The organism is Nocardioides jiangxiensis (assembly GCF_030580915.1).
Lineage (GTDB): Bacteria > Actinomycetota > Actinomycetes > Propionibacteriales > Nocardioidaceae > Nocardioides > Nocardioides jiangxiensis.
On sequence record NZ_JAUQTA010000002.1, the window covers coordinates 56,830 to 70,869 of the forward strand.

Below are 14,040 nucleotides of genomic sequence, written 5' to 3' on the forward strand. Positions count from 1 at the left end.
GGGCGTTCACCGTTCGTTCATGGTGCGTTTCCTATCGTCGGCTCATGCATCTCGACGTGCTGCTCACGATCGCGCCCCGCCTCGGGGCAGACCTGCTCAGCCTGCTGGTCGCGACCGGCCTGCTCTACAGGCGCCGGGTGGCGGCACCGGAGATGCCGCTGGTCTTCGCGGCGCTCAACCTCGGCCTCTTCGCCACGGTCGTCGTGATCGCCGGCGAGCACATCCCGGCCGGCGTCGGGTTCGGCCTGTTCGGCCTGCTCAGCCTCGTCCGCTTGCGGTCGGAGGCGTTCACGCTGCAGGACATGGCGTACACGTTCGTGGCCCTCGTGCTCGGCCTGGTCAACGGCCTGGTCGCGGCACCCCTGAGCGTTGTCGTCGCGGCCGACGTCCTGCTGGTCGGCGTGCTCGCGATCGCCGACGAGTCGCGCTCCCGCCCGCACACCCAGGTCATGCGGATCACGCTCGACCGTGCGTACCTCGACCCGGCGCAGGTCCGGGAGGCGGCCATGGCGCAGCTACCGGGACGCGTGGTCCACGTGGCCATCGAGGACGTCGACCACGTCCGCGACACCAGTCGCGTGCTGGTCCGCTACACCCTCGACCCGCACGAGGCCTGGACTCCCGAGGACCTCCGCAGCGACAGGGTCCAGGAGGACGACCGTGCTTGACGACCCGCTCGGGCTCGCCGGTCACCGGCGCATCGGTCTCGAGGCCGTCCTCGACCGCGCGGCCCTCCTGGAGCGCACGGACCGCAAGTACGTCGTGCGCCGCGAGACCGCGCGCGAGCTGGTCGGCCTCCTGGCCGGCAGCCACCACGTGCTGGCGGTCAACGGCCGCACGGCCACGACGTACCGGACCCGGTACCTCGACACGGAGGACCTGCTCTGCGTGCGCGAGCACATCCAGCGTCGGCGGCGCCGCTTCAAGGCGCGCAGCCGCCTCTACGTCGAGGACGGCCTGTGCCGCTTCGAGGTGAAGACGAAGGACCGCCGTGGCGGGACGGTCAAGGTCCAGTCGACCGTCGAGGCGGAGCGGTTCGGTGCCTTCGGCGCGCCCGAGGCGGCGTTCCTCGCGGATGCGCTGGACGATGCCGCCGTCCCGCATCCCGGTGCGCTGCAGGCCTCGGTCGACATGACCTACCGACGGGCCACGCTGGTCGACCTGGACGGGCGGAGCCGGCTGACGATCGACAGCCAGCTCGTCGCCACCGGCCGCAGCGGCGGGCGCGTGCGGCTCGATGCGGGCCACGTCCTGGTCGAGACCAAGTCACCGTCGTCGGGATCGCTCGCCGACGCCGTGCTCCGTGAGCTCGGCCAGCGGCCCCGCTCCTTCAGCAAGTACGCCGCGACCGCTGCCCTGCTCGATGCCTCCATCCCTGCGAACGACTTCCGCCGCCTCGTCGGGGTCGCGCTCCATCTCGAAGGACCTTCCGCATGACGCTTCCTCGTCCGCGCTACCTCTTCGTGATCGCCGTCGCGTGCCTCGCGATCGTCGTTGCCGGGGTGGCTCCCCTCGTCCTCGGTGGATCGTCGGCCAAGGACCGGATCGCCTCGGACCCGGAGCCGACGCTCTTCCCCGACGCCACGGTGGCCCGCGTCGATGCCCTCGTCGAGCCGGAGTCCGCCAGGTCTGCCGCCCTCATGCAGCAGTGGTGGAAGGCCCACGGCTCGAGCACCGACGACGCGGCGTTCGAGGCCTGGGTCGCGCAGGTGTTCCCTGCCCCGCCCGCCGACCGTCAGAAGGAGATCGCCGAGGTCGAGCGCCTCGACCGGTCGCGTACGCCGAGGGGCGTGGCCGCAGCGAGCTGGCTGGAGGTCCACGGGAAGAAGGACGTGTGGAAGCTCCTCGTCCACGACCAGGCCGAATGGCTCCCGGCGAAGCAGGGCGAGGACCGCAAGGCCGCCGAGAAGGCGGCACTGAAGATCGCCAAGACCCTCGCGGACAGCCTCGGCGCCCACTTCGGTGTCCCCGCGCCGTACGTCCTCGAGCCGGCGCTGCGTCCGGACCACAAGATCGTGCCCGGCCAGACGTGCCCGTGCTCGTATCCCTCGCGCCACGCGTCTGCCGCAGCCGCCTCGCGCACGCTCCTGGCGTACCTCCAGCCGCACGCGCTGGGCCAGCTCCGCTGGTGGGAGGACGAGATCGACTACTCGCGCCTCTACATGGCCGGGCACGTGTCGAGCGACCTCGAGGGCGGCGCCCTCCTGGGTGACCTCGTCGGTGACTACATTCTGGTGACCCGCCTCGGTGTGCCGGTGGCGGATCTCCGGCCCGGAGCCGGACCAGCCGCCGGGGCGCCGGGCGCCTGACCCCGGCGGCTGGTGTCTGTCGTCCCGCGTCGTCAGCCGACGCTGCGCGGCCACCAGATCCGCGGGCCGAGCAGCGTCGCGACGGACGGGATGACCAGCGTGCGTACGACGAAGGTGTCGAGCAGCAGGCCCATGCCGATCGTGAAGCCGATCTGGGCGAGCGTCAGGACGCTGCCGGACATCATCGCGAACATGCTCGCCGCGAAGAGGAGGCCGGCGGAGGTGATGACCCCGCCGGTTGCCGCCACTGCCCGCGCGATGCCGGAGGGCGAGCCGTCGGGGGAGTCCTCCAGCATCCGCTTCATCAGGAGCAGGTTGTAGTCCGCGCCGACCGCGACCAGCAGGATGAACGCGATCGCCGGGACGCTCCAGTCGAGCGGGCGCCCCATCAGGAGCTGCCACACCAGGACGCCCAGACCGATCGCCGCCGCATAGGAGAGGCACACGGCCGCGAGCAGGAACAGGGGAGCGAGGATGCTGCGCAGGAGGACGACCAGGATCAGCAGCACCGCCAGGAGGGCCAGGCCGGCCACCAGGTAGAACTCGTGCGTCGAGATGCCGTCGAGGTCGCTGTTGATCGTGGCGAGGCCGGTCACGTCCACGTCTGCACCATCGAGGGCTGTCCCGCGAAGAGCGTTCTCCGCCGTCCCTGCGATCCTCCCCGCCCGCTGGCTCGCTGCGTGCTTGAACGTGTCGGTCGCACCGAGGACGACGAGCCGGGCGGTGTGGCCGTCCGCGGAGAGGAAGAGCCCGTTCGCGGTGGCGAGGCGCGGGTCGGCGAGGTTGGCCGACGGCAGGTAGAAGCCGCCGATCGCCGGGTCCTTGGAGGCGGCGCCCGCCTCCTTGAGCGCCGTCGAGGCCGTGACGAGTCCGGACTGCAGCTCCTTCAGGGAGGTGGCCATCTGGTCGGTGCCGCCCGCGACGCGGCCGGAGCCGGCCGCGACCTTCCCCGCCCCGTCTGCCACCTTCGCTGCGCCGGCGGCGAGGTCGCCGAGGCGTGAGTGCAGGAGCCGGCCCCCGTCGGTCAGCTCGGCGGCGCCGCCTCGGGCCCGCTGGAGGCCGGCGTCGATCCTGGCCAGTCCGTCGGCGAGGGTGATGCTGCCGTCGGCGATGCGGCGCGCGCCAGCAGCAGCGTCGCGCATGCCGGGGATCAGCTCGTCGCGCTCACCCTCGTAGACCTGGCGGATGCCGGTCCGCGCGCGAGCGCAGATCGGGTCGAGGCTGCACCCGACGCTCGACTTCAGCGCCGTGTAGGCCGTCCCGAGGCCGTCGACGGCGTACTGGGCGCGGGCCTGGCCGGCTTCCAGCTCGTCCGCGAGCCGTGCCGCGCCGGCCCGGAGCCGATCGCTGCCCGAGGCGGCGTCGTCTGCTCCGGCGGCCAGCCGGTCGAGGCCTGCGCGGAGCTCCTCGGCGCCGTCGAGCAGGCGGCCCGAGCCGGTGACCGCCTGGCCGCTGCCGTCGGCCACCCGGTCGGCGCCGTCCGACAGCCGGGCCGCGCCGGACTCCAGTCGCGCGGAACCGTCGCGCAGGTCGGCGACACCTCCGGACTTGCTGGCGAGCTCGTCCTTGGCGGATCCGAGGCGGTCGCCGACGACGCCGGCGACGTACCCGACCGAGGCCTCCTTGATGGGCGTACCGAGGGGTCGGGTGATGCCCCGCACGCCGACCACGCCGGGGGTCTGCTCGATCGCGCGCGCGACGTGCTCGATCGCCGCCAGGCTGCGGGCGTCGCGCAGGTCGCGTTCGCTGTGGATGAGGACGTAGTCGGGCAGGACCTCGTTCAGCGGGAAGTGCTGCGCGAGGAGGGCGTAGCCGCGGTTGCTGTCGGTGTCGTCGGGCTGCACGCCGCGCTCGTCGAAGCTGAGCTGGAGGAGGGGGTACAGCGCCGCCAGCGCGAGCAGTGGGACGAGTCCGAGCGCGAGCACCCGTGCGGGACGGGAGCAGACGTACGCCGCGACGGCCGGCCACCGACCGGCGCGCGCGGCCGAGACCGGCTTGGGCTCGATCAGTCCGCGCCGTGCGGCGAGCGTGACCAGGGCCGGCGTGAAGGTGAGCGCCATCGCCAGGGTGGTGACGATGCTGACGGCGATGGCGGGGCCCGTGGTCTTGTAGATGCCGACGTGGCACACGAGCATCGCGGCGTTGGCGACGACCACCGTGAGTGCGGATCCGATGATCACACCCGAGACCCGGCCGGCTGCCTCGCGGACGGCGGTGTCGGTGTCGACGCCGCTGCGGCGCAGCTCGTGGTACCGGCTGACGAGGAAGACCGCGTAGTCGGTGGAGGCGCCGAGGACGACGGCGGTGAGGAACGACCCGGTGAAGGTCGACACCGCGAAGACGTGCAGGCCCATCCAGGCGCTCATCGCCCGGGCGACGGCGAGGGCGAGGCCGATCGACCCGAGGATCAGGGCGGTGACCACGACGGAGCGGTAGATCAGCATCAGCAGGAGGGCGATCAGGGCGATGGTCGCCGCCGTGATGAGGAGGATGCTCTTCTCGACCGCCACCTCCATGTCGGCGATCGTGGCTGCCGGCCCCGACACGGCGGCGTTCAGGCCCTCGGGCCGGTCGCTGTCGACGATGGCGCGCACCGACTCGATCTGCTCGATGGCGGTGGGGGCGCCGGTAGCGCCGGGAAGGCCGACCTGGAGGTACGCCGCCTTGCCGTCGGTGCTGGTGAGCGCCTTCAGCAGGTCAGGGCGCGACGCCACGTCCTGGACGAAGGTGACGTTGTCCCTGTCCTGCCGGAGCCGGGGGACCAGGCCACGCATCCACGCCCTGTCCGCCTGGGTCAGCCCCGACGGGCGCTCGGCGACCACGAAGACGTAGCTCGTGCTGCGGCCGTTGCCGAACTCGCGGTCCATGCGGTGCAGTGCCACGGCGGAGGGGGAGTCGGCCGGCAGGATCGGCGTCGAGTCCTTGGCGACGACGGACTCGAGCTGCGGGATCGCGAGGTTCAGCGCGATCGCGAGCCCGAGCCAGGCGAGGACGACGAAGACGGAGCGCCTGACCGCGAACGAGGCGAGTCGGGCGATCACGGGTCCGGGGGCGTGGTCCATGACGAGACCTTTCTGGAGGAGAGACGCTCGTCGCGGACGAGCCCTTCTCGTGCTGCCCAGCGCTCCCGAGATGCACGCGAGGGCCAGCAGTAGACTGACCGGTCTACCGTAGGTTGTGCGGTACGGCCTGTTCCACATATCGGGGCGTGAGGCCGGTCACCGCCGGCCACTGCCGGTCGCTGCGGTCAGTGCTGGCCCGCTGTCGGGAGCGGGCGGCTCCATCCAAAGAGGACCTCCTCGATCAGCGCGCGGAAGACCCCCCCTTGCGGAATAGGTGATGTGTCATCTAACGTTGAGGCAGGTGATCGCACCACACCCCTCAAGGAGGACCCGATGCCTGCTGTGACTGTTGACGACCTGACCGTCCTGGACCGCGTGAAGGCGCCGGGGCTGGGCGACCAGCCGCGCGGCGTACTCCAGATCACCACGGCGCCGACCGGCTACGAGGGGGAGGGCTTCCCGGTGCGTCGCGCCTTCGCCGGCATCGACCACAAGCACCTCGACCCGTTCCTGATGATGGACCAGATGGGTGAGGTCGACTATGCGCCGGGCGAGCCGAAGGGCACGCCGTGGCACCCGCACCGCGGCTTCGAGACCGTGACCTACATGATCGACGGCGTCTTCGAGCACACCGACAACCACGGTGGCGGCGGCACCATCACCAACGGCGACACCCAGTGGATGACGGCCGGCGCGGGCATCCTCCACATCGAGACCCCGCCGGAGTGGCTGGTCCAGGCCGGCGGCCTCTTCCACGGTGTCCAGCTGTGGGTGAACCTGCCGAAGTCCGACAAGCTCATGCAGCCGAAGTACCAGGACATCCACTCCGGTGAGGTCAAGCTGCTCACGTCTCCCGACGCCGGCGCCCTGGTCCGGGTCATCGCCGGCGAGGTCGGCGGCAACAAGGGCCCGGGCTCGACCCACTCGCCGATGACGATGGTCCACGCGAGCGTCGAGCCGGGCGCGCGCCTGGAGCTGCCGTGGACGGTCGAGTACAACGCCCTCGTCTACGTCCTGTCGGGCAAGGGCACGGTCGGCGTCGACGGCCGCCCGATCCGTGCCGGCCAGACCGCGGTCTTCGGCCCGGGTGACTTCCTGACCGTCGCTGCCGACGCGCAGCAGGAGTCGCGCCACCCGAAGCTCGAGGTGATCGTCCTCGGCGGCGAGCCGATCCGTGAGCAGGTCGCGTGGGCCGGCCCGTTCGTGATGAACACCAAGGCCGAGGTCATGCAGGCCTACGAGGACTTCCAGAAGGGTCGCTTCGGCCACATCCCGGCCGGCTGACCGGTCTGACGACGCAGCGAGGGCTCCGGATCCTGATGGATCCGGAGCCCTCGTCGTGCGTCGCGGCGCGCCGGCTCGCTGACATACTTGGCCGCGCAAGCCTCCGTGGCGCAACTGGATAGCGCAGCGAGTTTCTACCTCGCGGGTTGCGGGTTCGAATCCTGCCGGGGGCGCTCAGACCACCTTCAGCAGGGCGTCCAGGCCCTCGGCCGGGCTCTTCGCCATCACGCCGTCGACGCTGACGCTCGGGGTGCCGTTGACGCCGTGCTGCGACATCGCGTCGGTGGCGTTGGCGACCCACTCGTCGTACGCGCCGTCGTCGATGAGCTTCTCGACCTCGCCCCGGTCGGCCCCGGCCCTGACCGCGTCGTCGACCAGCTCGGCGTTGTCGGGGCCGGCCGTGCCCTCGGCCGGCTGGTTCTCGAAGAGCATCGTGTGGAACTTCTGGAACGCCGCCGGCCCCGCCACGTGGAGCACGGCCAGCGAGGCGTTGGCGGCGCGCGAGGAGTAGGCGTTCTTCGAGACGCGGTCGAGGAAGGAGACCATGCGGTACTCCACCGAGATCTTCCCTGCCTTGATCGCGGCCTGGACCTTCTCCGACGTGGCCTTCTCGAACTCGTTGCAGATCGGGCACTGGAAGTCCTCGTACACGACGACCTTGTGCGGTGCGTCCTTCGCGCCGAGCACCACGCCGTAGTCGGAGGTGACGCCCGTCGGCGTCATCGACACCGGGCCTCCCGTGCTGTCACGCCTGCCCTGTACGACGAGGCCGACGACGGTGACGACCACGACCAGCGCGACGACGGCCGCGACGACGAGGATGTTGCGGCGGCGAGCGGCGGTCTGCTCGTCGAGACGGAGCTGGGCGACGCGCTCGGCGGGGCTGCGCTTGTCGGTCATCGGGTGGGCCTTTCCGGCTGGGGGAGCGGGGCGAGGAGGACGGAGTCGAGGGCGAGCGGCGTCCGCGGTCGTACGACGAGCCACGCGGAGGCGGCTGCGAGGGCGAGGTCGCGCGCGATGTCCCACGGGTACGCCGCGGTGGGATCCGCGTCGAGGCCGGCCGCACCTCCGCCGCCGAAGCAGCCGCACTCGATCTGCAGGCCGCGCGCCCAGGCTGCGGAGATGCCGATGACGAAGGCCAGCATGAGGAGGGTCGAGGCGACAGCGGCGCCGCGCGTGAGCAGGCCGACGAGCAGCAGCAGGCCGAGCACGACCTCGGCGACCGGCAGCAGGTGACCGATCGTCGGCACGACTGCCTCGGGCAGCAGCTGGTAGGCGCGCACGGCTCGCACGGTCGCGGCCGGGTCCGGCAGCTTGAGGGTGCCGGCGACGACCCAGACGGCGCCGACGACGAGGCGGGCGGCGAGACCGATCCAGCGGGACATGCACCGAGGCTAGAGCCGGCTGCTGAGGAGTGCCTGAAATCAGCGTCGGCCGTGCCGGGACGCGTGACGGGTAGGGTCGGGCGCGTGAACGACAAGCTGGTGTGGATCGACTGCGAGATGACCGGGCTCGACCTGGGGGCCGACGCGCTCATCGAGATCGCGGCCCTGGTGACGGACTTCGACCTCAACGTCCTGGGCGACGGGGTCGACATCATCGTGAAGCCGGAGCCCGCCGCGCTCGAGCAGATGAACGACTTCGTCCGCGACATGCACGTCAAGTCCGGTCTGCTCGAGGAGCTCGACGGCGGCGTGACCCTCGCCGAGGCGGAGGAGCAGGTGCTCGCCTACATCCGTGAGCACTGCCCCGAGGGCAGCCGTCCGCCGCTGGCCGGCAACACCGTCGGCACCGACCGCGCGTTCATCTCCCGTGACATGCCTCAGCTGGAGGCCTTCCTGCACTACCGGATCATCGACGTCTCCTCCATCAAGGAGCTCTCGCGCCGGTGGTTCCCGAAGGCGTGGTACCAGTCGCCGGAGAAGCGCGGCAACCACCGCGCCCTGGCCGACATCCAGGAATCGATCGAGGAGCTCCGCTACTACCGCGACGCCGTCTTCGTGCCCTCGCCGGGCCCGGACACGGAGACCGCGAAGGCGATCGCCGAGCGTCATGGCGGCTCCATCACCGGCCTCGGGCGTCCGGAAACCGGGGCCGATTCGGACGAGACGGCACCTACCCAGTAGAGTTCCGTTCGCGCTTCGACCTCGTCGAGGCCATGGTGGCTGTAGCTCAGTTGGTAGAGCACCGGCTTGTGGTGCCGGTGGTCGCGGGTTCAAGCCCCGTCAGCCACCCCAGTCAGTCAGCAGGCCCCCGGTTCGCCGGGGGCCTGCTGCGTTCCCGGGCAGTGTCCCCGGGCCGTCAGCGGTCGTAGACGAACCGGTCGGAGGCGCGGTCGGTCCGCCGTGCGACACGTCGCCCGTAACGCTCCGCCAGGCGCGTCGAGCCGGCCGACCCGCGCCAGACCGACGAGCAGCCGACGAGGTCGTGCTCGCGGAGCCATGCGAGGCGGGCCCGGACCAGCGCCTCGGCGGCGCCGTTGCCGGTCCGGTCCGGGCGTACGGCGAGGCCGCCGAGCTCGACCAGTCGCCCGGTCGCGAGCGCGATCCGGGTCGTTCGATCACGCACCGTGGACCAGCCCGGGTCCGCGGGCGAGAGCCGGGTCAGCAGGGCATGGCCGACGACGACGGAGCCGTGCGGCGACGTCTCCGAGGCGAGCCAGACCCCGAGTGCGGCGTTCTGCCGCCCTGCGGTGTGAGCACGGATGTCCGAGACCGCCACGTGCGTGGGGAACCCGGTGGCGGCCTGTGCCAGCGCGACCACCTCGGCGCCCTCGGCCCAGAGCTCTCGCGGGACCTGTGTGACCGACAGCAACCGGTCCTGCAGGGTCGACACAACGGTCATGCCAGCGCCCTCCCAGACAACCGGCGCATGCCGGACTGGCTGCAAGGGTGGGGCCCGCGGGCAGCCGCGTCCAGAGCGCCGCGACGGCGTTCAGGGAACGTTCACGCAGCTGTCGCCGTGGGTCAGGGGAGCAGCGTGCCCATCCAGTCCTCGACGTCGTCCGCCGACCGCGGCAGGCTGTCGGAGAGGTTGAGCGAGCCGTCGGCGGTGACCACGATGTCGTCCTCGATCCGGATGCCGATGCCACGCAGCTCCTCGGGCACGAGCAGGTCGTCGGACTGGAAGTAGAGACCGGGCTCCACCGTGAGGACCATGCCCTCCGCGAGGTCGCCGCGCGGGTAGACGTCGATCGAGGCGCGGCCGCAGTCGTGCACGTCCATGCCGAGCATGTGGCTGGTGCCGTGCAGTGTCCACCGGGCGTAGACCTTCGAGTCCGGGTCGAGCGCCTCCTCCGCGGAGACGGGGAGGAGACCGAGGTCCTCCAGGCCGTGGGCGAGCACCGACATCGCGGCATCGTGGGCCGCGAGGAACCGCGCGCCGGGCTTCACGGCCTCGATGCCGGCCTGCTGGGCGGTGAAGACGAGCGTGTACAGGTCGCGCTGGAGGGGGGTGAAGCGCCCGGAGACGGGGAGGGTGCGCGTGACGTCGGCGGTGTAGAGGTTGCGGCCCTCGACGCCCATGTCGAGCAGCACCAGCTCGCCCGGGACGATCGGGCCGGAGTTCTCGATCCAGTGCAGGGTCGTCGCGTGGGCGCCGCCGCCGACGATCGAGTCGTAGCCGAGGTCGTTGCCCATCGCGCGGGCGCGGCGGAAGAAGGTGCCCTCGAGCCAGCGCTCGCCGAACTCCAGGACCCGGTCCCACTCGCGGACCGCGTCGGTGAAGCCGAGCGCCGTGATGTCGCAGGCCTCCTGCAGCTCGCCGATCTCCCAGGCGTCCTTGACCAGCCGCATCTCCGAGAGCACCTGCGCCAGCTCGTCGTCCCCGCTGGCCGGGGCCACGACGCTGTCGACGCGGGCGTCGACACCACGGAGCACGCGCGTGGGGGTGCCGCCCACGAGGACGGCGTCGAGCTCGGACAGGTGGCGGACCTCGACGCCGAGCGAGGAGCCCATCTCGTGCAGCGAGGGACGGCGGCCCGCCCACAGCTCGCCGTACTGGCGGTCGCGGAAGAACTCGTCGGTCTCGCGCGAGGAGCGGGGCCGGGCGTAGAGGACGGCCTCCCCGGACGGCTCCACGACGAGGACCGCGTCGGAGGTCTGGTTGCCGGAGAGCCAGGCGTGGGCGGTGTCCGGGCGGAACCGGTAGTCGGTGTCGTTGGAGCGCACCTTGTAGCCGCCGGCGGGAACGATCAGCCGCTCGCCCGGGAAGGCCTCCGCGAGGCTCTTGCGGCGTCCGGCGGCCAGGGGAGCCACCGGGTGCGGGGGCAGGTCGAGCTCGCGGTCACCCCACCCGGTGCGCATGAACGCTGCGTACGCCGCGGGTACGGCGGGGTCGTGGGACTCGGTGTGCGGGGTCTCCGGCTGGCGAGTCGAGGTTTCCGGTGCGTCTGTCTGGGGCTCGGTCACGCTCCCCACGATACGGGCGGGCGGAGGGTCTGCCGATAGGCTTCGCCCCATGTCAGTGACCGTGCCGCAGCCTCGTGCCACGCGCGACACGGTGCTCTTCACCGTCATCGTCGCCGTGGTGGCCGCGCTCGCCGCGATCCCCACCGGGCTGGTGATCCTGCTCTCGGGTGGCGGCCCGATCGTCTTCGTCGCCGCGCTCTTCGCCCTGGTCCCCGTCGGCCCCGTTGTCGCGGCCTACCTCTGGCTGGATCGCTACGAGCCCGAGCCGAAGGTGCTGCTGGCCCTCGGCCTGGCCTGGGGCGCCTGCGTCGCCACCTTCCTCGCGCTCCTCGCGCAGGAGGTCGGCACGGTCATCCTGTCCCTGTCGGACCAGGCCAGCTCGACGATCGTGGCACCGCTGACCGAGGAGCTCGCCAAGGGCCTCTTCCTCGTGCTCCTGCTCGTCTGGCGCCGCCACGAGTACGACGGCGTCCTCGACGGCATCGTCTACGCCGGCATGGTCGGCGTCGGCTTCGCGTTCACCGAGAACGTCCTCTACCTCGCCGTCGCCTGGAACGGCGCCGACGGCGCTCCCGGCGGTGTCGTCGGCCTGACCTCGACCTTCGTGATCCGCTGCCTGTTCAGCCCGTTCGCCCACCCGTTCTTCACCGCGATGACCGGCATCGGCATCGGCCTGGCGATCCAGAGCCGCAGCGCGCTCGGTCGCGCCTGCTGGCCGCTCGTCGGCTACCTGCTCGCCGTCCTGTGCCACGCCGCCTGGAACACGTCGGCGACCTTCTCCGGCGGCGCCGGGTTCATCGCGGCGTACACGATCGTGATGCTGCCGGCGTTCCTGCTCGCCGTCGGCTTCGCGATCTGGGTGCGCGGGCGCGAGGAGACCCTGCTGACGGCTTCCCTCGAGGACGCCGCCCGCCGCGGTTTCCTCCACTCCGGACACGTTCCGTACGTCGTCGACCTGCGGCGCAGGCGTGCAGCGCGCCAGCATGCACACATCGTGGGTGGTGTGCACGCGGCACGGGCAGTGCGGGACTACCAGCAGGCGGCGATCGAACTCGGGTACCTTCACCACCGGTTCCTGCGGGGGACCGCACCGCGCGACGCCGTTGCGCGGGGCCAGGCCTTCGTGGAGCTCCTGCAGCGGCTCGGACCCGCCGTCGTGTTCCCGCCGGACGGATCCGTACGCCCCGTTCCACCGCCCGCCCCCGCACACCCCGTCCACCGAGCCGCACCAGGAGACCGACCCGCATGAGTGAGTCCACGAAGATGCTCACCGCGCTGGTGCGTCTCCGAGGCGCGCTCCAGGGCGCCGTCCTGCCCCTCGACGTTCCCGGTGTCGAGGCGGAGCGTGACGCGCGGCTGGCGATGATCGACCAGCTCGAGGACTACGTCATCCCGCGCCTGACCGCGATCGACGGCCCGCTGCTGACCGTCGTCGGTGGATCCACGGGCGCCGGCAAGTCCACGCTGGTCAACTCGCTGATCGGCAACCGGGTGACCGAGCCCGGCCTGCTGCGCCCGACGACCCGCTCGCCCGTCCTCGTGCACAACCCGGCCGACGCCGAGTGGTTCGGACAGGACCGGATCCTCCCGGACCTGGTCCGCACCGACCGGTCGACCGGCGACACGAGCTCGCTGCAGCTCGTCGCCAGCGACAGGGTGCCGGCCGGTCTCGCCATCCTCGACGCTCCCGACGTGGACTCGGTCGAGGAGGCGAACCGGGTGCTCGCGGCGCAGCTGCTCGCGGCCGCGGACCTCTGGCTCTTCGTCACCAGCGCCGCGCGCTACGCGGACCAGGTGCCGTGGGAGTACCTGAAGAAGGCAGCCGAGCGCTCGACGGCCGTCGCGATCGTCCTCGACCGCACCTCCGACGACGCCGTCGAGACCGTGGCGACGCACCTCGCGCGGATGCTCGCAGCGCGCGGTCTGAAGGACTCCCCGCTGTTCATCGTCCGCGAGGGCCAGCCCGACGAGCACGGCGTCCTGCCGGCGTCGTACGTCGCCGACATCCGCGGCTGGCTCGAGGCCCTCGCCGATGACGCCGACGCCCGCGGCGCGGTCGTGAAGCAGACCCTCGAGGGCGCGATCCGCGTGATCAGCGCCCGGACCTACGAGATCGCGGCGGTCGTCGAGGACCACGGCAAGGCGCTGCAGTCCCTGCGCGCCGACGCCGACCGTGCCTACGACCGTGCGCTGGACGCGATCAGCAAGGCCACCGCCGACGGCACGCTCCTGCGCGGCGAGGTGCTCGCCCGCTGGCAGGACTTCGTCGGCACGGGCGAGCTGCTCAAGACGCTCGAGAACAAGGTCGGCGGGCTCCGCGACCGCCTCGTCAACGCCGTCAAGGGCAAGCCCGCCCAGGTCGAGCGCGTCACCCACGCGGTGGAGTCCGGCCTGGAGAAGCTGCTCGTCGAGCATGCCGAGAACGCCGCCGAGCAGGCCGCCGCCTACTGGTCCTCCACCGGCCCAGGCCGCAGCCTCCTGCAGGCCCAGGACCGCGACCTCGACCGGGCGTCGCGCCAGTTCCGCGGCGCTGCCGAGACGCTGGTGCGCGACTGGCAGCACGGCGTCCTCGAGATGGTCCGCGCCGAGGGTGCCGACAAGCGCACGACCGCGCGCTACCTGGCCTACGGCGTCAACGGCCTGGCCGTGGCGCTCATGGTCGTGACGTTCTCCGCCACCGCCGGGCTCTCCGGCGCCGAGGTCGGCATCGCCGGCGGCAGTGCCGTGCTCGGCCAGAAGCTGCTCGAGGCGGTCTTCGGTGACCAGGCGGTCCGTACGCTCGCGGAGCGGGCCCGCAAGGACCTCGACCGCCGCGTGCAGGAGCTCTTCGCGGGTGAGCGCGAGCGCTTCACTCGCGTCCTCGACGATCTCGGTGTCGACCCGCGCAGCCCCGAGCTGCTCCGCGCTGCGGCGCGCCGCGTCGACGACCTGCGCTTCGCGGCGCAGTCCGACTCCACCTCCACCGGAAGCGAGTGA

12 protein-coding genes and 2 tRNA genes are annotated in these 14,040 nt (G+C 71.9%); 9 read left to right on the top strand and 5 right to left on the bottom strand.

Features of this window, described 5'->3' with window-relative positions; all coding sequences use genetic code 11:
• Window positions 1-44: 44 nt before the first annotated feature.
• The 3 genes from Q5722_RS11615 to Q5722_RS11625 are packed head-to-tail and all read left to right on the top strand — an operon-like array spanning window position 45 to window position 2,309.
• On the top strand, window positions 45-668 hold the full coding sequence (locus tag Q5722_RS11615; protein WP_305028432.1) for a DUF4956 domain-containing protein: 624 nt from the start codon (window positions 45-47) through the stop codon (window positions 666-668).
• A complete protein-coding gene (locus tag Q5722_RS11620; protein ID WP_305028433.1) occupies window positions 661-1,437 on the top strand; it encodes a VTC domain-containing protein in 777 nt (258 codons plus the stop codon). The genes Q5722_RS11615 and Q5722_RS11620 overlap by 8 nt, the downstream gene beginning before the upstream one ends.
• Complete coding sequence (locus Q5722_RS11625; RefSeq protein WP_305028434.1) at window positions 1,434-2,309, top strand: hypothetical protein; 876 nt, start codon at window positions 1,434-1,436, stop codon at window positions 2,307-2,309. The genes Q5722_RS11620 and Q5722_RS11625 overlap by 4 nt, the downstream gene beginning before the upstream one ends.
• 32 nt (window positions 2,310-2,341) lie before the next feature.
• Here Q5722_RS11625 and Q5722_RS11630 read toward each other — a convergent pair whose 3' ends face one another.
• On the bottom strand, window positions 2,342-5,371 hold the full coding sequence (locus Q5722_RS11630) for an MMPL family transporter (protein WP_305028435.1): 3,030 nt from the start codon (window positions 5,369-5,371) through the stop codon (window positions 2,342-2,344).
• Between the two features lie 333 nt (window positions 5,372-5,704).
• Between Q5722_RS11630 and Q5722_RS11635 the strand changes: the two genes are divergently transcribed.
• Window positions 5,705-6,655: a pirin family protein gene (locus Q5722_RS11635; protein WP_305028436.1), complete on the top strand. Its 951-nt coding sequence runs from the start codon at window positions 5,705-5,707 to the stop codon at window positions 6,653-6,655.
• A 99-nt stretch (window positions 6,656-6,754) separates the two neighbouring features.
• Window positions 6,755-6,828: transfer RNA gene (locus Q5722_RS11640), tRNA-Arg, on the top strand.
• 1 nt (window position 6,829) lies between these two features.
• On the opposite strand, the gene Q5722_RS11645 is transcribed toward Q5722_RS11640, so the two are convergent.
• Window positions 6,830-7,555, bottom strand: a complete 726-nt coding sequence (locus Q5722_RS11645) for a DsbA family protein (protein WP_305028437.1) — start codon at window positions 7,553-7,555, stop codon at window positions 6,830-6,832.
• On the bottom strand, window positions 7,552-8,040 hold the full coding sequence (locus Q5722_RS11650; protein ID WP_305028438.1) for a MauE/DoxX family redox-associated membrane protein: 489 nt from the start codon (window positions 8,038-8,040) through the stop codon (window positions 7,552-7,554). Before Q5722_RS11650 ends, Q5722_RS11645 begins: the two co-directional genes overlap by 4 nt.
• A gap of 84 nt (window positions 8,041-8,124) precedes the next feature.
• Here Q5722_RS11650 and orn point away from each other — a divergent pair, with 84 nt between their 5' ends.
• Both orn and Q5722_RS11660 read left to right on the top strand, forming a co-directional pair.
• The gene (orn, locus tag Q5722_RS11655) at window positions 8,125-8,781 is read left to right on the top strand and encodes an oligoribonuclease (protein WP_305028439.1); all 657 of its coding nucleotides are present in this window, start codon (window positions 8,125-8,127) and stop codon (window positions 8,779-8,781) included.
• 35 nt (window positions 8,782-8,816) lie between these two features.
• A tRNA-His gene (locus Q5722_RS11660) sits at window positions 8,817-8,892 on the top strand.
• A 64-nt stretch (window positions 8,893-8,956) separates the two neighbouring features.
• Here the strand turns inward: Q5722_RS11660 and Q5722_RS11665 are convergent.
• Both Q5722_RS11665 and Q5722_RS11670 read right to left on the bottom strand, forming a co-directional pair.
• Window positions 8,957-9,499: a GNAT family N-acetyltransferase gene (locus tag Q5722_RS11665; protein ID WP_305028440.1), complete on the bottom strand. Its 543-nt coding sequence runs from the start codon at window positions 9,497-9,499 to the stop codon at window positions 8,957-8,959.
• Between the two features lie 122 nt (window positions 9,500-9,621).
• Entirely contained in the window at window positions 9,622-11,064 is a 1,443-nt protein-coding gene (locus Q5722_RS11670) for an aminopeptidase P family protein (protein ID WP_305028441.1), read from the bottom strand.
• A gap of 49 nt (window positions 11,065-11,113) precedes the next feature.
• On the opposite strand from Q5722_RS11670, the gene Q5722_RS11675 reads away from it, so the two are divergent.
• Both Q5722_RS11675 and Q5722_RS11680 read left to right on the top strand, forming a co-directional pair.
• Window positions 11,114-12,313 carry a PrsW family intramembrane metalloprotease gene (locus Q5722_RS11675; RefSeq protein WP_305028442.1) on the top strand — a complete coding sequence of 400 codons (1,200 nt, stop codon included), beginning with the start codon at window positions 11,114-11,116 and terminating at the stop codon, window positions 12,311-12,313.
• Window positions 12,310-14,040: an ABC transporter gene (locus Q5722_RS11680; protein WP_305028443.1), complete on the top strand. Its 1,731-nt coding sequence runs from the start codon at window positions 12,310-12,312 to the stop codon at window positions 14,038-14,040. Before Q5722_RS11675 ends, Q5722_RS11680 begins: the two co-directional genes overlap by 4 nt.

Excerpts from the sequence above, each read along its gene's own strand:
- Q5722_RS11650 (WP_305028438.1), bottom strand. The coding sequence starts at position 8,040 with ATGTCCCGCTGGATCGGTCTCGCCGCCCGCCTCGTCGTCGGCGCCGTC.
- Q5722_RS11625 (WP_305028434.1), top strand. The coding sequence starts at position 1,434 with ATGACGCTTCCTCGTCCGCGCTACCTCTTCGTGATCGCCGTCGCGTGC.
- Q5722_RS11635 (WP_305028436.1), top strand. The coding sequence starts at position 5,705 with ATGCCTGCTGTGACTGTTGACGACCTGACCGTCCTGGACCGCGTGAAG.
- Q5722_RS11645 (WP_305028437.1), bottom strand. The coding sequence starts at position 7,555 with ATGACCGACAAGCGCAGCCCCGCCGAGCGCGTCGCCCAGCTCCGTCTC.
- Q5722_RS11665 (WP_305028440.1), bottom strand. The coding sequence starts at position 9,499 with ATGACCGTTGTGTCGACCCTGCAGGACCGGTTGCTGTCGGTCACACAG.
- Q5722_RS11630 (WP_305028435.1), bottom strand. The coding sequence starts at position 5,371 with ATGGACCACGCCCCCGGACCCGTGATCGCCCGACTCGCCTCGTTCGCG.
- Q5722_RS11680 (WP_305028443.1), top strand. The coding sequence starts at position 12,310 with ATGAGTGAGTCCACGAAGATGCTCACCGCGCTGGTGCGTCTCCGAGGC.
- Q5722_RS11675 (WP_305028442.1), top strand. The coding sequence starts at position 11,114 with ATGTCAGTGACCGTGCCGCAGCCTCGTGCCACGCGCGACACGGTGCTC.
- Q5722_RS11615 (WP_305028432.1), top strand. The coding sequence starts at position 45 with ATGCATCTCGACGTGCTGCTCACGATCGCGCCCCGCCTCGGGGCAGAC.